Annotated in this window: 19 protein-coding genes, 1 other RNA gene and 2 pseudogenes; 11 read left to right on the top strand and 11 right to left on the bottom strand. The window is 65.3% G+C overall.

Features of this window, described 5'->3' with window-relative positions:
* Nucleotides 1–20 precede the first annotated feature (20 nt).
* Nucleotides 21–626 (bottom strand): recombination mediator RecR, encoded by a 606-nt coding sequence (recR, locus tag BJF92_RS21065; protein ID WP_075636685.1) that lies wholly within the window; start codon nt 624–626, stop codon nt 21–23.
* Between the two features lie 246 nt (nt 627–872).
* Between recR and BJF92_RS21060 the strand changes: the two genes are divergently transcribed.
* Nucleotides 873–1,484: an MOSC domain-containing protein gene (locus BJF92_RS21060; protein ID WP_075636684.1), complete on the top strand. Its 612-nt coding sequence runs from the start codon at nt 873–875 to the stop codon at nt 1,482–1,484.
* Nucleotides 1,485–1,487: 3 nt separating this feature from the next.
* On the opposite strand, the gene BJF92_RS21055 is transcribed toward BJF92_RS21060, so the two are convergent.
* The 3 genes from BJF92_RS21055 to ffs form a co-directional block, all read right to left on the bottom strand.
* Nucleotides 1,488–1,811: a YbaB/EbfC family nucleoid-associated protein gene (locus tag BJF92_RS21055; RefSeq protein WP_075636683.1), complete on the bottom strand. Its 324-nt coding sequence runs from the start codon at nt 1,809–1,811 to the stop codon at nt 1,488–1,490.
* A gap of 202 nt (nt 1,812–2,013) precedes the next feature.
* Nucleotides 2,014–3,966, bottom strand: coding sequence for a DNA polymerase III subunit gamma/tau (locus BJF92_RS21050; protein WP_075636682.1), 1,953 nt, complete (start codon nt 3,964–3,966; stop codon nt 2,014–2,016).
* Nucleotides 3,967–4,090: 124 nt separating this feature from the next.
* Nucleotides 4,091–4,188: signal recognition particle sRNA small type (gene ffs, locus BJF92_RS21045), an RNA gene on the bottom strand.
* Nucleotides 4,189–4,311: 123 nt separating this feature from the next.
* Between ffs and BJF92_RS25355 the strand changes: the two genes are divergently transcribed.
* Both BJF92_RS25355 and nudC read left to right on the top strand, forming a co-directional pair.
* Entirely contained in the window at nt 4,312–4,719 is a 408-nt protein-coding gene (locus tag BJF92_RS25355; protein ID WP_143524129.1) for an HIT domain-containing protein, read from the top strand.
* Nucleotides 4,716–5,693, top strand: coding sequence for an NAD(+) diphosphatase (gene nudC / locus BJF92_RS21035; RefSeq protein WP_245294845.1), 978 nt, complete (start codon nt 4,716–4,718; stop codon nt 5,691–5,693). Before BJF92_RS25355 ends, nudC begins: the two co-directional genes overlap by 4 nt.
* 149 nt (nt 5,694–5,842) lie before the next feature.
* On the opposite strand, the gene BJF92_RS21030 is transcribed toward nudC, so the two are convergent.
* From BJF92_RS21030 to BJF92_RS21015, 4 genes are all read right to left on the bottom strand, one after another.
* Nucleotides 5,843–7,840 (bottom strand): methyl-accepting chemotaxis protein, encoded by a 1,998-nt coding sequence (locus BJF92_RS21030; protein ID WP_075636680.1) that lies wholly within the window; start codon nt 7,838–7,840, stop codon nt 5,843–5,845.
* A gap of 579 nt (nt 7,841–8,419) precedes the next feature.
* Nucleotides 8,420–9,484 (bottom strand): porin, encoded by a 1,065-nt coding sequence (locus tag BJF92_RS21025; RefSeq protein WP_075636679.1) that lies wholly within the window; start codon nt 9,482–9,484, stop codon nt 8,420–8,422.
* A 437-nt stretch (nt 9,485–9,921) separates the two neighbouring features.
* Nucleotides 9,922–10,767 (bottom strand): prephenate dehydratase, encoded by an 846-nt coding sequence (locus BJF92_RS21020; RefSeq protein ID WP_075636678.1) that lies wholly within the window; start codon nt 10,765–10,767, stop codon nt 9,922–9,924.
* Nucleotides 10,768–10,809: 42 nt separating this feature from the next.
* On the bottom strand, nt 10,810–11,580 hold the full coding sequence (locus BJF92_RS21015) for a 3-deoxy-manno-octulosonate cytidylyltransferase (RefSeq protein ID WP_075636677.1): 771 nt from the start codon (nt 11,578–11,580) through the stop codon (nt 10,810–10,812).
* A 153-nt stretch (nt 11,581–11,733) separates the two neighbouring features.
* On the opposite strand from BJF92_RS21015, the pseudogene BJF92_RS21010 reads away from it, so the two are divergent.
* A pseudogene (locus BJF92_RS21010) lies at nt 11,734–12,285 on the top strand (c-type cytochrome); the annotation flags it as partial.
* Nucleotides 12,286–12,526: 241 nt separating this feature from the next.
* On the opposite strand, the gene BJF92_RS21005 reads toward BJF92_RS21010, so the two are convergent.
* Nucleotides 12,527–13,474 carry an AEC family transporter gene (locus BJF92_RS21005; protein ID WP_075636675.1) on the bottom strand — a complete coding sequence of 316 codons (948 nt, stop codon included), beginning with the start codon at nt 13,472–13,474 and terminating at the stop codon, nt 12,527–12,529.
* Between the two features lie 173 nt (nt 13,475–13,647).
* On the opposite strand from BJF92_RS21005, the gene BJF92_RS21000 reads away from it, so the two are divergent.
* Nucleotides 13,648–13,911 carry a DUF982 domain-containing protein gene (locus BJF92_RS21000; protein ID WP_075636674.1) on the top strand — a complete coding sequence of 88 codons (264 nt, stop codon included), beginning with the start codon at nt 13,648–13,650 and terminating at the stop codon, nt 13,909–13,911.
* 268 nt (nt 13,912–14,179) lie between these two features.
* On the top strand, nt 14,180–14,440 hold the full coding sequence (locus BJF92_RS20995) for a BON domain-containing protein (protein WP_075636673.1): 261 nt from the start codon (nt 14,180–14,182) through the stop codon (nt 14,438–14,440).
* A gap of 36 nt (nt 14,441–14,476) precedes the next feature.
* On the opposite strand, the gene BJF92_RS20990 is transcribed toward BJF92_RS20995, so the two are convergent.
* The gene (locus tag BJF92_RS20990; protein ID WP_075636672.1) at nt 14,477–14,857 is read right to left on the bottom strand and encodes a YraN family protein; all 381 of its coding nucleotides are present in this window, start codon (nt 14,855–14,857) and stop codon (nt 14,477–14,479) included.
* Nucleotides 14,854–15,789, bottom strand: a complete 936-nt coding sequence (gene rsmI / locus BJF92_RS20985) for a 16S rRNA (cytidine(1402)-2'-O)-methyltransferase (RefSeq protein WP_075636671.1) — start codon at nt 15,787–15,789, stop codon at nt 14,854–14,856. The genes BJF92_RS20990 and rsmI overlap by 4 nt, the downstream gene beginning before the upstream one ends.
* 219 nt (nt 15,790–16,008) lie before the next feature.
* Here rsmI and dnaN point away from each other — a divergent pair, with 219 nt between their 5' ends.
* From dnaN to pyrF, 5 genes and pseudogenes are all read left to right on the top strand, one after another.
* Nucleotides 16,009–17,130, top strand: a complete 1,122-nt coding sequence (gene dnaN, locus BJF92_RS20980; RefSeq protein WP_075636670.1) for a DNA polymerase III subunit beta — start codon at nt 16,009–16,011, stop codon at nt 17,128–17,130.
* 205 nt (nt 17,131–17,335) lie between these two features.
* Nucleotides 17,336–18,197, top strand: a pseudogene (locus BJF92_RS20975) (DUF72 domain-containing protein).
* 215 nt (nt 18,198–18,412) lie between these two features.
* Nucleotides 18,413–19,009: a phospholipid N-methyltransferase PmtA gene (gene pmtA / locus BJF92_RS20970; protein WP_075636669.1), complete on the top strand. Its 597-nt coding sequence runs from the start codon at nt 18,413–18,415 to the stop codon at nt 19,007–19,009.
* 151 nt (nt 19,010–19,160) lie between these two features.
* On the top strand, nt 19,161–19,754 hold the full coding sequence (locus BJF92_RS20965; RefSeq protein ID WP_075636668.1) for a histidine phosphatase family protein: 594 nt from the start codon (nt 19,161–19,163) through the stop codon (nt 19,752–19,754).
* Entirely contained in the window at nt 19,751–20,464 is a 714-nt protein-coding gene (pyrF, locus tag BJF92_RS20960) for an orotidine-5'-phosphate decarboxylase (RefSeq protein WP_075636667.1), read from the top strand. The genes BJF92_RS20965 and pyrF overlap by 4 nt, the downstream gene beginning before the upstream one ends.
* The last annotated feature ends 47 nt before the right edge of the window (nt 20,465–20,511 follow it).

Raw genomic sequence — 20,511 nt, 5'->3', positions numbered from 1 at the left:
GATGCGAAACAGGGTCGAGATCAAAATGCCGTCCTTGCCTTCAGTGCCGCCGTCAGCGTGCCTTCATCGAGGTAGTCGAGCTCGCCGCCAACGGGAACGCCATGGGCGAGCCGGGTGATCTTCACCTCCAGGCCGTCCAGCCGGTCGGTAATATAGTGGGCTGTGGTCTGGCCCTCGACCGTCGCATTGACGGCGATGATCAGCTCGCGCACCGTGCCCTCCGCCACGCGGTCGACAAGGCTTGCAATGTTGAGGTCGTCGGGGCCGATGCCGTCGAGCGGGGAGAGCACGCCGCCGAGCACGTGATAGGCCGTGTTCATCGCGCCCGTGCGCTCCAAGGCCCATAGATCGGAGACATCCTCGACCACGATGATGACCGAGCGGTCCCGCTGCGGGTCGGTACAGACGCTGCAGGGGTCGACCGTATCGATATTGCCGCAGCAGGAGCAGATGCGCACCTTGCGATGGGCCTCGCCCATGGCGTCCGCAAGCGGACCCAGCAGCTGGTCCTTCTTCTTGACGAGGTGCAGCGCCGCGCGGCGCGCCGAGCGGGGGCCGAGCCCCGGCACTTTCGCCAGCAGCTGGATCAGCTTTTCGATTTCGGGTCCGGTGACTCGTTTTGCCATGGCGGATCTCTATCTCAATCGGGCGGCGGAGGATATCCCGGCGACAGCGCAGAGGAACCTTCCGTCCCATCGCGCGCTATTCATTCCGACCATCAGCATTGCCGGAACCGCCCGGTCAGGGGCGGGTTTAAAGCGACTCGGATGGGAGATCAGCGGCAGTCCGATTCTCTAGGCTTTTGTTTTTTCGCATGTTGTCGTCGCAAAACCGCTGCGCACTTTTGCGCAACATGCTCTGGAGGAGGTTTCATGAAGATTCTCGCCATCTGTCTCGGCGCGCCTGAGCGTCTGCCGGGCCGGCGCATGAAGACAGGCATTTTCAAGCATGCCACCCGCGCCGGGATTCTGGTGGACGAGAACGGGCTCGTCGGCGACGCCGTCTGCAATGGCGAGCATCATGGCGGCCAGGACCAGGCGGTCTACGGCCTCGGCTCCGTCGATCTCGACGGCTGGTCGCAGGAGCTCGGGCGGCCGCTGACGCCGGGAACGCTCGGCGAGAATCTCGTCGTCGACGGTCTCGACAGCCGCAACGTCTCGGTCGGCGACCGCTTCGAGACGGATGATGTCCTCATGGAGGTCACCTCGACGCGCACGCCCTGCGCCACGCTCTCCATCCGCATGGAGGACAGGCTGTTTGCCAAGCGCTTCATGGCCGTCAGCCGCCCCGGCTTTTACTGCCGGGTGCTGAAAAGCGGCACGCTCAAGGCCGGCGACGCGGTGCGCTACCTGCCCTTTGCGGGCGAGCCCGTGACCATGCCGGAACTGCTGGCGCTCCAGCCGAAGCGGGTGAACGCGCAGGACCGGGCCCGCTATCTCGCCAGCCCGCTCCATGCCAAGCTGCGCGCCAGCCTTCAGGGCTGAACGTCAGAAGGGCAGCTTCATGCCGGGCGGGATCGGCAGGCCGGCGGTCAGTTCCCGGGTCTTTTCCGCCGTCACGGCTTCGGCCTTGTCCTTGGCATCCTTGTGGGCGGCGACGATCAGGTCCTCGAGGATCTCGACATCGTCTTCCTTGAACAGCGAGGGGTCGATCTTCAGGCTCTTCAGATTGCCCTTGCCATCGAGGCGCACGGTGATGAGGCCGCCGCCGGAGGTGCCGTCGACTTCGAGCGCGGCGATTTCCTCCTGCATCTTCTCCATCTTGGCCTGCATTTCCTTGACCTTGCCCATCATGCCCATGATGTCGCGCATATCCGCTCCTTGCTTGCTGTGGTGGCTTGCTGTCGTGATTTTTCTGGCTGCCGGCTTCCCGGAGCAGCCTGTCTTGTTGATGTGCACCCCAGAGCCTAGGGGCTGAAAATCATCCGCAGTCCGATGCTCCAGGATTTTGTTTTGCATCGGATTTTTCCGAAAACCGGTTCCCACTTTTCGGTCCGATGCTCTGAGCTTGCCGTCAGAGATCGCCGAAATCATCCTCCGGCAGAACGTCGTCGCCCGGCAGGATGTCGCCTTCGGCCGATTCCGCCGTGGCGGGTGCTGCCGGCATGTCCTCCTCGATCTCCGGTTCCGGCGTGCGGATGCGCACATCGGCGATGCGGGCGCCGGGGAAGCGGGCGAGAATGGCGGCGACATCGGGATCGGCGCGCGCATCGGTCAGCAATTGCTCCTGCGCGTCCGTCTCCTGCTCGGCCAGCGTCTTTTCGCCCGGCTCGCGGCTCAGGATCACCATCCAGCGTCGGCCGGTCCATTCCTCCAGCCGTCGCTGCAGCTCGGCGACCAGCGTTTTCGGCGCTTCCTCTGGCAGGTTCATCTCGATCCGGCCCGGCTCGATGCGCACGGCGCGCACGAATTTGCGCACATTGGTCTTGAGCACGATGTCGCGGTTCTTGGCGCATAGCTCGGCGATGTCGGCGACGGTGCGCACGGAAACGCCATTGCCCGCCGCCTCGCCACGCGCCGCCGGCTTGGGCGCTGCTGCCTGTGCTTCGGCCTGTCCGCGCGCCTGCGGGGTCGCCTCGGGCGAAGTGGGAACCGCGCGCAGCATGGTGGCGCCTCCACCAAGGGAGGCCCTGGGCGCTGAGGGCTGGTGCGCCCCGTTCCCGAGATCGCTGCCGACGGCCTGCGCCATCGCCCGCTCGCTGCCTGCGCCGTTTGTCCCGCCATTGGGATGCACAGGCGCGCCGCCGCCAGAGCCGGAAAGCTCCATCAGCCTGCGGGCCGCCTCTTCCGGCGCCGGCAGATGCGCGGCATGGGCCAGCCGGATCAGCACCATCTCGGCCGCGCCGGCGGGCCGCGAGGAGGCCTCTGTCTCGGCAATGCCCTTGAGCAGCATCTGCCAGAGCCGCGACAGGGTGGAAACGGCGATGCCGCCGGAAAACTCCGCGCCGCGCCGGCGCTCGATCTCGCTCAGCGAGGGATCCTCCGCGGCGGCCGGCACGAATTTCAGCTTGGTGACGAGATGGGTGAAATCGGCAAGGTCGGTCAGCACCACGGAGGGGCTGGCGCCGGCCTCATATTGACGGGCGAATTCCTCCAGCGCAGCGCCCACGTCGCCCCTGGCCACATGCTCGAAGAGATCGACGATGCGGGCACGGTCGGCCAGGCCCAGCATGGCGCGCACGGCGGCGGCTTCCACGATGCCGGCGCCATGGGCGATCGCCTGATCCAGAAGAGACAGGCCGTCGCGCGCCGACCCTTCCGCCGCGCGCGCAATCATTGCCAGCGCTTCCGGCTCGGCCGAAACGCCTTCCTTCTCCAGAATGGTGGTGAACAGGCCGACGAGGTCACTTGCGGCGATGCGGCGCAGGTCGAAGCGCTGGCAGCGCGACAGGACCGTAATCGGAACCTTACGGATTTCCGTTGTCGCGAAGATGAACTTCACATGCTCCGGCGGCTCTTCCAGCGTCTTGAGCAGGCCGTTGAAGGCCTGGGTGGAGAGCATGTGCACTTCGTCGATGATATAGACCTTGTAGCGCGCCGAGACTGGCCGGTAGCGCACCTGCTCGATGATCTCGCGGATGTCGTCGATGCCGGTATGGGAGGCGGCGTCCATCTCGATCACATCGACATGCCGGCCTTCCATGATCGCCTGGCAATGCTCGCCGGGCACCGAGAGGTCGATGGTCGGCCGGTCGATGTCGGCGGTCTTGTAGTTCAGCGCGCGCGCCAGGATGCGCGCGGTCGTCGTCTTGCCCACGCCGCGCACGCCGGTCAGCATATAGGCCTGGGCGATGCGGCCGGTCTCGAAGGCATTGGTGAGCGTGCGCACCATCGGCTCCTGGCCGACCATGAGGTCGGAGAAGTCCTTCGGGCGGTACTTGCGCGCCAGAACGCGATAGGCTGCGGGCTTTTCGTCTGCGCCTGCTGCCATCGGGGCCGGGCTTCGTGTCGGGGTGGTGTCGCTCATCGTCCCTGCCGCGTCGGTGCCCCGTTTCGCCGTCGACGGTTACCGTCTGGGGCCGGGGCGGCTTCATCGCCTGTCCGGCCACCTGCGGTGAACAGGCATGCGCGGCGGGCGGGGCCGGAAAAGGGTGGGAGGCTGGCACGGCGACCCGTGCCGGAGCTCGTTAGGGCTGCTTCCTTCCGGACCTGACCCGGTTGGCGAGTGGCTCGTCCACCACCAACCTCCCGGCTCTGCATATCGTCAATCTCGCCAGCAAATGCAAGCCAAGCCTTCAAAAAACTGCTATCGATCGCGACGAAGGTCTCGCCTGGGCAAGGCGAACCTTTTGAAAGCGTGAGGGAGATGGGCTTGACGCAATTTGAAATCGATGAGCGCCTGGCGCGCGACAGCCGGCATCTGGTCGATCTGGACCTGTGCGAGTTGCGACTGATGGAAGACTGCCGCTGGCCCTGGCTGCTTCTGGTGCCGCGTCGCGACGGGATCGAGGAGGTCTACGAGCTTCGGCCCGAGGATCAGGCCCTGTTCTTCGCCGAAACCGTGCGCATCGCCGAGGTGCTGAACGACGTGACCGGCGCCGACAAGATCAATATCGGCGCGCTGGGCAATCACGTCCGCCAGCTGCACATGCATGTCATCGCCCGGCTGGAAACGGACGCCGCCTGGCCCAATCCGGTCTGGGGCGTCGGAGCGGCCGAGCCCTGGGACGACGGCGAGCGCGAGCGCTTCGTCTTCCGGCTGATGGAGCGCCTGTCGTGACCATCCGCTCGCTGTTCGACCTGCACGGGCCGCATCCCGAACCGAGCACGCTGACGGCCTTTGCCGAAAACCCGCTGCATCGCGATTCGGAAAACCGGGCCGAGGATTGCGTCACACAGGCGCTGAAGCAGCCCGGCGCGCATCTTCTGGCCTTCTCCGGTGACCGGCTGGTGGTCAAGCATGACGAGCAGGTGGTCGATCCGCTGTTTGCGCCCTATGAGCTTGCCGGGCTCGAGCCGGATCTCGACGAGGCCATCCTGCTCGGCACGCTCCCCAATGGCGAGCCGCGCCTGGCCGTGCCGGTCAAGGCGCCGGTGGAGGCGCTGGAGGCCAGTTTCAAGCTGACGGAGGGGCGCACGCTCTATCGCCAGCAGATGATGCCCGAGCCCCTGCTGGGGCAATTTGCCCAGGCCGAAAGCCTGATCGTCTGGAACGCCACCCACCGCTTCTGCGGCAAGTGCGGCAGCCCCACCGAGAATCGCTCGGGCGGCTATCGCCGGGTCTGCACCGCCTGCGGCCACACTCTGTTTCCGCGCACCGATCCCGTGGTGATCATGCTGACGATCGATCTCGAGCGCGACCTCTGCCTACTCGGTCGGGGTGTGCATTTTCCGCCGGGCATGTATTCCTGTCTTGCCGGTTTCGTCGAGCCGGGCGAGACGATCGAGAATGCGGTGCGCCGCGAGACGCTGGAGGAATCGGCCATCCAGCTCGGACGGGTGCGCTACCATGCGTCCCAGCCCTGGCCCATGCCGCATAGCCTGATGATCGGCTGTTTCGCCGAGGCGAAATCGACCGAGATCCGCTTCGATCAGCGCGAGCTGGAGGATTGCCGCTGGTTCACGCGCGCGGAAACCGCCGAGCTTCTGGCCCGCGCCACCGGCGTCGGCGCCGAGGAAGGCGAACGCAATTCCCCGCCCAAGGGCGCGATCGCCCACCGCCTGATGCGCGACTGGCTGGACTGGGTGGCGTAAGACCTGGTGCGCGAGGGGTCCGCGGGGCTGCAGCCGCGGACCGCGCATGTGGGCATCGGCTTTCGGGAAATCCGATGTAAAAACAAAATTCTAGAGCATCAGACTGCGTATTGATTTCCAGCCCTATGCTCCAGTCTTTGAGGCGGGTCTCAGGCGGCGTAGCGCGACGTTGGGAGCCCGCCCCCTGTCGTGCCCATCGTCCCGCCCATTGTCCCACGTTGCGTCCGATGAGGGTTTGCGTGGCCTTGATTGTCCAGTTTGAAGCGGGCGACCAGCTGCGCCAGATGCGTCGCTTCTTCCGCCAGCCGGCTCGTGGAGGCGGTGGACTGCTCAACCATTGCCGCATTCTGCTGCGTGACCTGATCCATTTGTGTCACCGCGACGCTCACCTGGGAGAGACCGGAGGATTGTTCGCTTGCGGCCGTCGAAATGGCATGGATATGCCCGTTGATCTTCTGCATGTGATCCTCGATCAGGCCGATGGCCTGGCCGGCCGAGGTGACGAGGGTGACGCCGGACTGAACCTGATCTGCCGAGCGCGAGATCAGCGTCTTGATGTCTTTTGCCGCGCCGGCTGAGCGCTGGGCGAGTTCACGCACCTCCTGAGCAACCACGGCAAAACCCTTGCCGCTTTCGCCGGCGCGTGCCGCCTCGATACCGGCATTGAGTGCGAGAAGATTGGTCTGGAAGGCGATCTCGTCGATGACGGAGATGATGTTGCCGATCTCCTGGGAAGCCTGGTCGATCCGGGTGATGGCCTCGACCGCCTCGCGCATGACCGCGCCGGACTGCCGGGTGCTGCCATGTGCCTCGTCAGCCATGTGGCTGACTTCGGCCGCCCGGCTCTTGGAGTTTCGAACGGCGACGGTAATCTCCTCCAGGGCGGACGAGGTTTCCTCCAGAGAGGCTGCCTGATGCTCGGTCCGCTTGGAGAGGTCGCCCGATGCCGCGCTGAGCTCGCTTGCGCCCGATGTGATAGATTCCACCGCCTGCCGAATTTCGCCCATGAGGATTTGGAGCTGTCCCATGGTCGCGTTGACATTGTTCTTCAGCTCGCCAAAGGCGCCCTTGAAGTCTCCCTGCATGGTCTGCGTCAGGTCGCCCTGGGCAAGCGCTGAGACCACCCTGCGGACTTCGTCGACGCCATGGTCGACGGCCTCGACCAGCACATTGACCTGCCCGGCGAAGTTGTCGAGATCGGGATTGTCGTAGCTCTTGGTGATCCGCTGGCGGAAATCTCCATCCGCCGCCGCCGTCACAACCGTTGAGATACTGGCTTGCAGATCGGCACTCTTGGCCTGCAGCGCCGCTTCCTGACGGTTGAGATCGCGCATGCGAAGGCCGTTGGCCTTGAAGACATCGACGGCAGCCGCCATGCGGCCGATCTCGTCTTGCCGCTCGCGGAAGGGCACCGTCTCCGCAAGGTCTCCATCCGCAAGGCGCGCCATGCTCACGGTCAAGCGCTGGATCGGTGCGGCAATGCCGCGCCGGCCGTAAAGGGCCGTGGCCAGCAGGGCGACCGCCATGGCCGCACCGACGCCGAGACTGGAGAGAAGCGCGGTCTGAATGATGGATTGCATGGCCGGCGTCGCGGCCGCGATCCGCTCCTTGGCAACCTTGACGCTGGCGTCGACGGCCGTGGCCAGGCCGTCAGCAAGTGGCGCCATCTCCTTCCGCAGCGCCTGCTGGCGCTCGAGAAGGGCGGCGGCATCACCATCGGACGCCAGCTTGTGGGCCACGACATCGGCCAGCTGTTCGAATTTCTTCGACCAGTTGGCTGCGAGCGCCCGGATTTCCTGCAGCCTCGCAAGGTCATCCGGCCCGCCGCTATGTTCCGAAGCGATCTGCATATATTGATCGAAGGAGGCCGTGCGATGCTTCACATAATCCAGGGCTGCGGCGGTCCCGTTGCCGGCGGTGCTCAGCAGCAGATCTGATGCGCCCTTTTGCTGACCCCGCATGGATGCCTTGGCATCGATCAGCGCCAAAACCCGCGCCTGCTCCACTGTCACCTCTGCCTGGGCCCGGTCGATCGCCCGAAAGCCCAGCCAGATCGCGGCGAGCATCGTCGCGGTCATGATCAGGCCTATGGCTGACGTCAGCCCCAGTTTTGCGCCAATTCCCTGCCGAAGGAGGTTGATCGTCATGCCAATGCCTTTCCCTGGACTGCCTTCATCTGAAGAATGGGATTGGGTGGAAGACACGTGACTTCCACCCTCATGCACGTTGAATGTCGCGGGCGATCTCTTCGCATAAGTCCCCGATCAACATGGATTCAGGACATCATGCTGCAATTTCGCAGATTTATGCAGCTTGCACGCGCTCTCTCGAACAAGGGTGGCCTGCCGCTTCCAGACGCAAACCGCCCCGTGCGGCCTCCTCGCGCAGGGCATTCCCTTTGTTGGCTAACGATAACTTTGGATTTTAAAGATTTAGTGAATTGCAATTGAAACGAAGTTCGGATCGCCCTATCCGGCTCGGCCGCACGCAGCCAGGCACGGCCTATCGGACCGTCAGCTGGCTCGTGATTGCGAGAAGCAATCGCTGCGTGTTGTGCGTTGCCTCTCAATGCAAAGACCGCCCGCAGCGGGGCTGCGAGCGGTCTTTCATGCGTGCGGCAGGTCGCCAACAGGGGCTCCAGAGAGCATCCTCATGCCTGGCGGAACGCAGAGCCCGGTGGAGTGCTCCGGATCGGGAGGCCGCCCGGCGCGAGCGGCGCTGCCCGATCAGAAATCGCGCTGCAGACGCAGCGTGCCGCCGAAGGCTTCGCCATTGCCGCGCAGGCCGTGGAACTTGGTATAGTTCAGTTCCGGCAGCAGCAGCAGTTCCTTGGTGATCTTGTATTCGACGTTCAGCGCGGTGGCGATGGTGCCGTCCTCTTCCCAGGCCACCTGGCCGTTCAGCGCGCTCTTCTCGTTCAACGTGGCGGTAAAGCCGCCCCAGGCTGCCCAGTCGCCGAGCCAGTCGCCATAATAGTTGCGGCGGCGGCTGTTGTTCGGGCCGTCGGTATTGTCCCAGTCGGACTGATAGCCGGCCATGGCGAAGAGCTTGACCTTGTCCGTCACAGCCAGTTCGACGCGGACCTTGGTGCCGATCGCTTCGGCCTGGCTGTCATAGCCGATGATGCCGAAAACGCCGCCCCAGCTGTCCTGATACTTGGCGCCGCCGATGAAGAACGGCGTGTTGCGCTTCTGGTAGGCGACGGTGGCGCCGCCGGCCGTATAGGTGCCGGCCCCTTCTTCCAGGCCGATCAGGGCGGAGAAGCCCTTGTCTTCATCGCCATAGACATAGCTGATCTGATTGGTGCGGTCGCCGGTATAGTCGATCACGTCGTCATTGATGACCGCGCCGGCCGAGTTCAGCCAGGTGTCGAAGCGCGAATCGGTGTAGCCGGCGCGCACGCCCGCAAGGCTGATATAGGCGCTGTAAAGCTCGGACGAGCTGCCTTCGCGCGTCGCATCGGCGCGCAGCTCGATGTAGGAGCGCAGCGTGCCATATTCCGTGTCGTTGCGGGCGTCGAATTCCAGCTCGCCGCGCGACAGCGCCGCCCAGCCGACATCGACGCCTTCATAGGGTTCCTCGCCGAAGGTCGAGTCCATGCGCACATAGCCGCCGATCTTCAGGCAGGTCTCGGTGCCGGGAATATAGAAGTAGCCGACGCCGAAGGCGTCGCAGACGCGCACATACTCCATCGGTTCCGGCTGCGCCGCCACGATCGCATCCGCCGCGTGGGCGGCCGGGGACAGCATCAGGGCAGCAGAGGAGGCGAGAAGAAGCGCGCGAACAGTCATGGAAAGGTCCGTTCTGAAAATGATCCGGCAAACAGCGCCGGCGGGTTCGAAATCTGCATCATGCGCGGGGTCTGCATGGCCGTCTTGCGAAAGACAGCTGCGACGCCCGGGGCGCCGACCCTCAAGGCCATAGGTTCAGCCGGCGCTTTGAGTCGTGCAGACACAAAGCAGCATGTTTTCGTCAGGATTGAAAGTAAGCTTGCCTTATGATCGACGCGATTTGGCCGCAGCCTGGTATCTTAGCGTTATCTGTGACACTAAGGTCACAGTTCGTCATCGTCTCCGGCCCGTGCTCAATTCGGGGGCCGATCCTGGAAATTGACAACGGCATCTGAGGCCGGCGCGCTTGTCGCGTCAGTCAATAAGAGGCTGCTTTTCGAACCGAGGCCCTGGATATCCGCCCGCGTCCGGATGTGTCCGGCTTCTATTTGGTCGGCTCAGAGCGTGACGCGCATGGGATGGGCTGGATAGGTGCCGAGAATGCGCACCTTTTCCGAGAAGAAGCGCAGCTCGTCGAGCGCGCGCGCCACATGCGCTTCGCCCGGATGGCCCTCGATATCGGCATAGAACTGGGTGGCGATGAAACGTCCGCCGATCTGGTAGCTTTCCAGCTTGGTCATGTTGACGCCATTGGTGGCGAAGCCGCCGAGCGCCTTGTAGAGCGCGGCCGGAATGTTGCGGACATTGAAGACGAAGGTGGTGACGACGGGCCCCTTGCCCCGCTCGACCTCCTTGGGTTCCCGCGCGAGGACGACGAAGCGGGTGACATTGCTTTCGGAATCCTCGACATTCTCGGCGATGATCTCGAGCCCGTAGAGTTCGGCGGCCAGCCGGGGGGCGAGCGCGGCCATCGAGCGGTTGCCCGTCTCGGCCACCAGCTTGGCGGCGCCGGCCGTATCGCCCGCCACGACCGCCTTCCAGCCATTGGCGCGCACGATGTTGCGGCATTGTCCCAGCGCATGGATATGGCTGTGAACCGTGCGGATCTCGTCGCGCGAAACCCCCGGCATCACCATCAGCTGAAAGCGGATCGGCATGAAATACTCGCCTGTGATGTGCAGGCGCGACTGGGGCAGCAGGTGGTGGATATCGGCCACCCGGCCCGCCAGCGTGTTCTCGATCGGGATCATCGCCAGATCGGCCTCGCCGCTTTCGAGCGCGACGAAGGCATCCTCGAAGGTCGGGCAGGGCAGGGGTTCCATCGACGGGAACATGTCGCGGCAGGCCATGTCCGAATTGGCGCCGAAATCGCCCTGGAAGCTGATGCGGTTGGTCTTGCTCATGGGCATGAAGGCTTTCTCGGACTGTCGGGACAAGGGACGGCGTCAGGCGCCGCGGGCGGAGAGGATCCGGCGGGCATGCTCCAGATCCTCAGGCGTGTCGACGCCGAGCGGAACGGAGGTGACGATTTCGGCATCGATGCGCATGCCGGCTTCCAGCGCGCGCAGCTGTTCGAGCTTCTCGCGCTCCTCCAGCGGCGAGGGCGGCAGGGAGACGAAGCGGGCGAGCGCGGCGCGGCGATAGGCATAGAGGCCGATATGATGGTAGAGCGGGCCGGGGCCATGCGGCGCGGTGGCGCGGGTGAAATAGAGCGCCCTCAGCCGCGTGTCGCCGATCGGCGAGCCCACGACCTTGACGACGTTGGGATTGGTCTTTTCCGCTTCCTCGGTGATCTCGACCGCGAGCGTGGCGATGTCGACCGCCGGATCGACCAGCGGGCGCAGGCTGGCGCGGATCGTCTCCGGCTCGATGGTCGGCAGGTCGCCCTGGACATTGACGATCACCTCGGCTTGCGCCTGCGGGTCGAAGGTCTGCAGCGCCTCGAAGATCCGGTCTGAGCCGGAAGGATGCTCCACCCGGGTCATCACCACGTTGAAGCCGGCCGCCTTGACGGCGGCGAAGGTCTCGGGATGATCGACCGCCACCAGAACCGGACCGACATCGGCCTCGACCGCCCTGCGCGCCACCTGCACGATCATCGGAACGCCGCCGAGATCGGCCAGCGGCTTGCCCGGCAGCCGGGTGGAGGCCATGCGCGCGGGCACGAGCAGGAGCGTCCTGGGGAGAGGCGCGAGGGGCGCGCTGCCATTTGTCATGCGAAGACCTTAAAAAGGCGCGCAAAAAGTGCCTGTGCCGCTTTGTCGCGCTGGGAGTTCCCGGTTGCTTCGGGCAGGCAAAAGCCATAGGTTTCAGATGATTTCAAGATGGTCGCCTGTACCGTCTGTCGACATGAGGGGGAGCATGATCGAATGAATGCCTATATGAACATGGCCATCGGCGCCTTTCTGGGCGTGGTCTTCGTGCTGATGTCGATCTCGATCGCGTCCGAGGGCCTGTTCCATTCGGAAGCGCCGGAAAAGCCCGGCTTCGCCATCGCCGCCGACGAGCCCGCCGCTTCGGGAGAAAGCGCGGGAGCCGAGGCGGCGGAGGTGGACATCAAGCCGCTTCTGGCCAAGGCCGATGCTTCGGCCGGCGAGACGATCTTCAAGAAATGCGCGGCCTGTCACACCGTGGAAAAAGGCGGGCCGAACAAGGTCGGCCCCAATCTCTGGGGTGTGGTGGAGCGGCCGATCGCCTCGCATGAAGGCTTCAGCTATTCGGCTGGCATGAAGACCTTCGCGGAGGCCAACAAGACTTGGACCTACGACCATCTGAGCTATTTCATCGAGGCGCCGAAGAAGCATGTGCCGGGAACGGCCATGGGCTTCGCCGGCCTGAAGAAGCCGGAGGAACGCGCCAGCCTGATTTCCTGGCTGCGCGGCCATGCCGACCAGCCCGTGCCGCTGCCGGGCGGCGAGGCGCCGAGCCAGTAAGCGGCCCTGCGCAGACTCTACGCCGGGAGGAGGAGCCCGGCCGGGAACTGGCAGATCCGACGTTCCGGTGAAAGCAGGCTGATCGCCTGCCGGCTTGCGGCGGGCGCACTTCGCTGCCCTCAAAGCGCGTGGCGCTCTGTCAGAGTGGCATCAGGCGCTTTCCGCGTTTTATGTATCTCGGGATTGCAAAGCCGGCGCCGCCTTCACGCGACTGGCTCCCGGCCCTTCCTCAGAGCAGCAGATAGGCCCAGCCCGAGACGGTCAGCACGCCGAGCGCGGTCGTCAGCGTGATCGTCGAGGAGGCGAGCGCGTGGCCGACATTGAAATGGTTGGCGATCAGCCAGGCATTGACGCCGGTCGGGACGGCGGCGGTCAGCACCAGGGCCGCGCGCCAGTCCGCCGGCAGGCCGAGCAGCGTGGCGAGGCCGAAGACCGCAGCCGGCATCAGCACGAGCTTGAGGAAGCTGGCAACGCTTGCCAGACCCAGATTGCCCTTCAGGCCGTAACGGTCGAGCGCCATGCCGATCGACACCAGCGCCGCCGGCGCCGCCATGGCCACCAGCTGGTCGAGCGCCACCTTCACCGGTCCGCCCAGGGGAAGCCCAAGCAGGTGGAACAGGGCGCCTGCGAACAGGCCGATCACGAGCGGATTGCGCGCGAGACTGCGCAGAACGCCGCGCGCGAGCACGAGCGGCGGCTGCGGCGGGCGACCGTTGACCCGGCGTTCGGCCCGCTCCATCAGCAAGGTTCCCGAAATCATCATGATCGGCAGATGCACGGCGATCAGGATCGACAGCGCAACCAGGCCATCGGCGCCGACGACGCGCGAGACCAGCGGCAGGCCGATGAACACCGTATTGGCGAAGGCGGCGGAAACGCCGCCGAGCACGCCGACGCGCTGATCCCGCCCGAAGGCCCTTGTTGCCGCCAGATGGCCAAGGCTCCAGGTCACGGCCACGCCGCCGAAATAGGCGAGCCACAGCGGCCAGGGCGAGCCGCTGGCGGAGAAATCCGCTTCGGCGATCGTTCGGAACAACAAAAGCGGCACCGCCACGCGAAACACGAAGTCGCCTAGCGCCTCACCCACATCAGGCTTGAGATAGCGCAGCCGGATCAATCCGTAGCCGACCAGGATCAGCAGAAAGATCGGCACGACATTGAGGAAGACTTGCGACATCACGCTCTTTCGGCGGCACAGGCTGTGGATGAACCTCTGACATGCACCGGTGAGCAGGCTGGCGCAAGCCAGAGGACCTAGCCTTGTTTCCCTGTCTCGCCACTATGTGCGTGTTCTCTAAGGTTTTCTCAACCCAAAGGAGAAGATGCGGGTGGGAAAAATGGAGTTCGCCAATGAACGAAAAATGCTGGCGCCGGCCCGTGATCATCGAACTCAGGGGGATCGGCGACTTTGAAGCTGTCTGCGATACCCGCGAAGCCGCCGAAATTCTGCTGCGCCGATGGCCCGGCGAGGGTAAGGGTCCCGCTTACGATATCGCCCTGAGAACCTGCAACTATGTTCTGCGCGGGGAGCAGGCGCCGGATTATGCACGGCATGATTTCATCGCCGCCGCGCATGAGGCGCTGATCTATGTGCGCCAGGACCAGCCGAACTGACGGCAAGGGGGCACGCCCGCCCGCCCTGCGGCTCGGGAAGGGGCATGGACGGCGGCAGGTGCCGGCGCCCTGACGCATGATCCGACCGGCGTGAAGCGAGGATCGTTGAGATGATGCCTGAACAAAAAGGCCTGAGCGCGCCGATCTCATTCCATCGAAGCGAACCACGCCCGGAGGCTTGGTTTAGCCATTCGAATTCCAACAGATGCTTGCGGAACATTCGGAAAAATCCGGCGTTGCCCTCCCACTTGTGAAAAGGGGCAGGCTTATGCGTGAACATCTCTTTTGCCGCACGGATGACGAGGCGCATCTCACCGACGACGATCTGGCCGGCAAGGTCCTGCGCTATCTGCGCTATGTTTCCATGATCGACACGAGCGACGTGCGCGTGATCGCGCTTGGCCGCACGGTGGTGCTGTCAGGCGAGGTGGCCAATGACAATGAGATTGGTTGCCTCGAGGAATGTGCCGCCTCCGTCATCGGCGTGCATCTGGTGGAAAACCAGCTTCGGGTGCGCGTCCGGCACTGAGCGGTCCGTACCCGCTTTCGATGCCGCGTCAGGGGGTCAGAAGGCGCCCGGCAGATGCACCGGCCAGCGCCAGGGACGCACGGCGACGATATCGAAGCGCACCGACAGCCGCGCGGCATCGGCGCGCCGGGACAGCCAGAGTCCGGCTGCGCCGCGAATGCGGTGCTGTGCGGCGGGCGTGACGGAGAAGACGGCCATCTCGACCGTACGCCGCGCCTTCACCTCCACGCAGGCGATCAGGTCGCCCTTGCGGGCAATGATGTCGATTTCGCCGAGCGGCGTGCGCACGCGAAAGCCGAGGATCCGATAACCTCTGGCCATGAGCGCCAGCGCCGCCCGATACTCGGCCAGCGCGCCGCGCCGCCGCGCCTTCTGCCGGTTGGGATCCGGTCGGTCGAGATGCCGGGCCGGGCTCATTCGTCCCGCCGCAGCGCGATCAGCCGGTCATAAAGATCGCGGCGATTGAGATTGAGCCGTTGCGCCGCCTCGCTGGCCGCCTTGCCCGTCGAAAGTGTGGCGGAAAGCTCCAGGAGCAGCCGGTCCACCGTGTCCGCATCCGGCGCGGCCTCCGGCAGAGGCGGGCCGATCACCAGCACGATCTCGCCCTTCACCGTGAGATCGTCATAGGCTGCGGCGAGGTCCTCCAGCGTGCCGCGGCGAAATTCCTCGAAGGTCTTTGTCAGCTCGCGGCAGACGGCGGCCTGCCGCGCCGCGCCCAGCACCTCGGCCGCCGCGGCAAGCGTTGCGCCGATGCGGTGCGGCGATTCGAAGAAGATCAGCGTCGCGGGCGAAGCCTTGAGCTCGCCCAGCCGGTCGCGGCGCGCCTTATCCTTCGTCGGCAGGAAACCGGCGAAGAGAAAGGCGTCGTTCGGCAGGCCAGAGCCGAGAAGCGCGGCCAGAGGCGCCGAGGCGCCGGGCAGGGGCACGACGCGGTGTCCGGCCGCGATCGCCGATTGCGCCAGCCGGTAGCCGGGGTCGGAGACCAGCGGCGTGCCGGCATCGGACACCAGCGCCACCGATTTGCCGGCGCTCAAGGCCGCCAGAAGTCTTTCGCCGGCCTCCGCCGCATTGTGCTCGTGATAGCTGAACGGCCGGTTGCGGATGCCGTATCGGTCGAGCAGCACCCGGGTCACGCGCGTGTCCTCGCAGGCCAGCATATCCGCGCCCGCCAGGGTTTCCAGCGCGCGCAGGGTGATGTCGCCGAGATTGCCGATGGGTGTGGCCACGAGATAGAGGCCGGGCTCCAGCGGCCGGGCGGGCAGGCTGGCCTGGCCGATGCGGAAGCCGCGCGCCTGGCTCTCTGCCGCGGTCTCAGCCGCTGCTTCTGCGCCGATCCTGTCCTCGTCCATGCTGTGCGTCCTTGTTCTCATATCCCGGCTCCGTCCCGCTCGCCGCCCGGTCCGATGGGGAGCGTCCAGCGGCGGTGTCGAACGGGCCTTGCCTTTGGCAGGTCACTTCTGCCATTTTGCCGGTCCACTTCCTACCCCGCCTCCGGTGTCCTTGGAGGGAAAAGGGTCTGTCACGAGTTCGAGCCGGATCTCCGGTTCAGTCTGAAAGCGGTTTTCTCCATGCGCATTACCCTCGAGCGGTCCAATCTCCTGAAGTCGCTGAACCATGTCCACCGCGTGGTCGAGCGGCGCAACACGATTCCGATCCTGTCGAACGTGCTCCTGCGCGCCGCTGCCGGCGACAGCCTGGAAATGAAGGCCACCGACCTCGATCTGGAGATCACCGAGGCGACGCCCGTCAATGTCGAGCAGGCCGGCGCCACCACCGTGCCCGCCCATCTGCTCTACGACATCGTGCGCAAGCTGCCGGACGGTTCCGAAGTGCGCTTGGCCACCAATGCCGAGGGCACGGCGATGACGGTCGCCTCGGGCCGCTCGAAATTCTCGCTGCAATGCCTGCCGGAAGCCGATTTTCCCGATCTGACCGCCGGCACCTTCAGCCATGGCTTCAAGATGAAGGCGGCGGATCTGAAGATGCTGATCGACCGCACCCAGTTCGCCATCTCCACCGAGGAGACGCGCTATTACCTCAACGGCATCTATATCCACACGGTGGAAAGCAAGGGCGACCTGAAGCTGCGCGCCGTGGCCACCGACGGCCACCGCCTGGCGCGCGCCGATCTGGAGGCGCCCTCCGGCTCGGAGGGCATGCCCGGCATCATTATTCCGCGCAAGACCGTGGGCGAGCTGCAGAAGCTCGTCGACCAGCCGGACACGATGGTGACCATCGAGGTTTCCGACGCCAAGATCCGCTTCACCATCGGCTCGATCGTGCTGACCTCCAAGCTGATCGACGGCACCTTCCCGGATTATCAGCGCGTGATCCCCGCCAACAACGACAAGGAGCTGCGCGTCGATTGCCAGAGCTTCGCCCAGGCGGTGGACCGCGTTTCGACCATTTCCTCCGAGCGCGGCCGCGCGGTGAAGCTGGCGCTCAATGATGGCAGCCTGACGTTGACCGTCAACAACCCTGACTCCGGCAGCGCCACTGAAGAGCTGCCGGTCGGCTATGAGAGCGACCCGCTCGAAATCGGCTTCAACGCCAAATATCTGCTCGACATCACCTCGCAGCTTTCCGGCGGCGAGGCCGTGTTCATGCTGGCCGACCCCGGCTCGCCGACGCTGGTGCGCGATCTCGCCGGCGAGGAAGCGCTCTATGTGCTGATGCCGATGCGCGTCTAAAGCATCGGGCCGAAAAGTGGGAACCGGTTTTCTGAACATGTCGATGCGCAGAAAGGCGTCCAGGGCATCGGACTGATTGTGATTTTCAGTGCGATGCCATGAGGCGCCTGGGGAACTTCCTCTCTTCGTTGCGGTTTTCGCCTCCTGCGGCGCGGCTGTCATGGTCGCGCCCTTTTCGCTTTTGCGGGGAGGCTTGCAGGCGAGAATGGGAGAAGCGACGATCCGTATTGGCCTGTCAGGCTGGGCCTATCCGCCCTGGCGGGGCGGCTTCTATCCCACCGGGCTGCGCCAGGCCGACGAGCTGGCCTATGTCGCCAGCCGTTTCGACGCGCTGGAAATCAACGCCACCTTTTACGGCCTGAAGCGCCCAGAGACCTTCCGGCGCTGGCGCGCGGCCGTGCCGCCACGTTTTCCGCTGGCGGTGAAGGCGCCGAAATACATCACCCACGAGCTCAGGCTCGCCGATGCCGCCACCCCGCTCGCCAATTTCCTGGCGTCCGGCCTCCTGGCGCTGGGACCAAACCTCGGCCCAATCCTCTGGCAATTGCCGCCCAGCCTGCCTTTCGATCCTGCACGGCTCGAAGTCTTTCTCTCGCTGCTGCCGCAGGATCCGGAAGACGCTTTGGCGCTCGCCCGGCGCCATGACGGGCATGTGGCGGGCCATGTCTTCCTGGAGGATGAGGGCCTGCCGCCGCTCCGCCATGCGCTGGAGGTGCGCCACGAGAGCTTTCGCGATCCCCGGTTCGTGCAGCTCCTGCGCCGCTTCGATGTCGCGCTGGTGCTCGCGGATACGCCTGATTATCCCCGTCTCTTCGACCGTACGGCGGATTTCACCTATGTCCGGCTGCATGGCGACCGGGAGCTTTATGTCAGCGGCTATGACGAACCGGCGCTGGATCTCTGGGCGGATCGGCTGAAACGCATCGCGCGGGGAAGAAGCGGGAGGCTTGGCCGCGCCACCGGGCGAGGATATGGCGCCGCCATCGGAGATTTTCGTCTTCTTCGACAACACCCTGCGCGCGCATCGCGCGCCTGTCGATGCGCTGGCGCTCAAGACGAAATTATGAAAGATTCGTGAAATCTTGTTTGCGCAACCCCCGCCTTTCCCACATAAGACAACAGATGCTGAAATGCGCCACAGTGAGCCTTCATCAGCCATCGCAGTGGCCGCCGGTTGTGAAACGATGACCTCACAGGGCATCGCGGCGGGTTCGAGGAAGCAGCATGCCGCCTGGCAAACGGGCGGGCTGCGCGACGTTCAGGTGTGCAGGAGATGACGTCCATGGCATTGCGTTTGAAGGACAAGCTGGGCCGCAAGTTCGATGAGGAGATCCGCTTCTTCAAGGGCTGGATCAGCAACACGAAAGCGGTCGGCGCCATCCTGCCGACCTCGGGGATTACCGCGCGGCGCATGGCCAGCGTCATCGAACCGCATTCGGGCCGCCCGGTTCTGGAACTCGGGCCGGGCACCGGCGTCATCACCAAGGCGATCCTCGGACGCGGCGTGCGGCCTGAAAATCTCTATTCCATCGAATATTCCACCGATTTCTACCTGCATCTGAAGCGCAGCTTCGAGGGCGTCAACTTCATCAATGGCGACGCTTTCGATCTCGACACGACGCTGGGCGATGCCCGCGACACGACCTTCGACTGCGTGATTTCCGCCGTGCCGCTGCTGAATTTCCCGATGTCGCGCCGTGTCGCGCTGATCGAGGACCTGCTGGCGCGCCTGCCGGTCGGCCGGCCGGTGGTGCAGATTTCCTATGGGCCGATGTCGCCCGTCGTGGCCATGCCCGGCCGCTACATCATCCAGCATCTGGATTTCGTCGTGCGCAACATTCCGCCGGCGCAGCTGTGGATCTATCGCCGCACGCACTGAGCGGCGCCGCGGCGCGGGCTTGACGCGGCCGGTTACGATAGCGACCGCATTCGTGTCATCAAACTGTCGGATCGGTGCTGCTAGAGGCGCGGCCAAGGGTGCACGCATGCGGTGCGCTCTCTTGCCCCTGAGCTGACGAAAGGCATCCGCGATGCTCGCCCTCTACCTGACCCATCCACAAGTCCAGATCGATCCGGCCGTGCCCGTTCCGCTCTGGGGCCTGTCGCCGAAGGGGCGCGAGCGCTGCATGGCCGCCGCCGCGCATGCTCCCTGGGTGCGCCAGCTTGGCCGCATCCTTTCCAGCGCCGAGACCAAGGCGGTGGAGACGGCCGCGATCCTGGCAGAGGCGGCGGGTGTCACGCCGGAAGCCGTCGAGGCCATGGGCGAAAACGACCGCTCGGCCACCGGTTTCCTCACGCCCGACCTGTTCGAGGCCGCCGCCGACCAGTTCTTCGCGGCGCCCGAGGAAAGCTATCGCGGCTGGGAGCGGGCGGTGGATGCGCAGGCGCGCATCGTTGGCGCGGTCGAGGCGGCTCTTTCAGGGCATGATCCGGCCATCCCGGTGCTGTTTGTCGGCCATGGCGCTGTCGGCACGCTGTTGAAATGTCACCTGCAGGGCGCACCGATTTCGCGCACCGGCGACCAGCCGGGCGGCGGCGGCAACCTCTTCGCCTTCCGCCTTGCGGACCGGCAGGTGCTGTGCGATTGGACGCCCATCGAAGCCTGGCAGGAGAAGAGCTTATGAAGGATGGAATCCGCGAACGCCTGATCGTCAGTCTCGACGCGCCCGATATCCAGGAAGCGCGCGCCGTGGTGGAGCGGATCGGCGAGGCGGTGTCCTTCTACAAGATCGGCTATCAGCTGGCCTTTTGCGGCGGTCTGGATCTGGTGCGGGCGCTGATGGGCGAGGGCAAGCAGGTCTTCCTCGACATGAAGCTGCTCGACATCGACAACACGGTCGCCAAGGGCGTGGAGCGCATTGCCGAACTCGGCGTGTCCATGCTCACCCTGCATGCTTATCCAAAGGCCATGCGTGCGGCCGTGGATGCGGCCAAGGGCTCGCCGCTCTGCCTCCTGGGCGTCACGGTGCTGACCTCGATGGATGCGGACGATCTCGAAGAGGCCGGCTATGCCGGCACGCCTGAGGCGCTCGTGCTCAAGCGCGCGGCCCAGGCGCGGGAAGCCGGCATGGGCGGCATCGTCTGCTCGGCCGAGGAGGCCGGCGCCGTGCGCGCGATCGTCGGTCCCGACATGGCCGTGGTCACCCCCGGCATCCGCCCGGCGGGTGCCGAGGCCGGCGACCAGAAGCGGGTGATGACGCCCTATGACGCCATTCGCGCCGGCGCCAGCCATCTCGTCGTGGGACGGCCGATCATGAATGCCGCCGACCCCGCCGCCGCCGCCCGCGCCATTCTCGACGACATGCTGCGCGCGGCCTGGCCTGCCAACCGCTGAGCCGTCCGGGCGCATAGGAGCCAGCACGCGGAGCGCTGCTCCGGTTT

It is taken from the genome of Xaviernesmea rhizosphaerae (genome assembly GCF_001938945.1).
GTDB classification, from domain to species: domain Bacteria; phylum Pseudomonadota; class Alphaproteobacteria; order Rhizobiales; family Rhizobiaceae; genus Xaviernesmea; species Xaviernesmea rhizosphaerae.
This window is presented reverse-complemented; position numbering and strand designations above follow the sequence as displayed.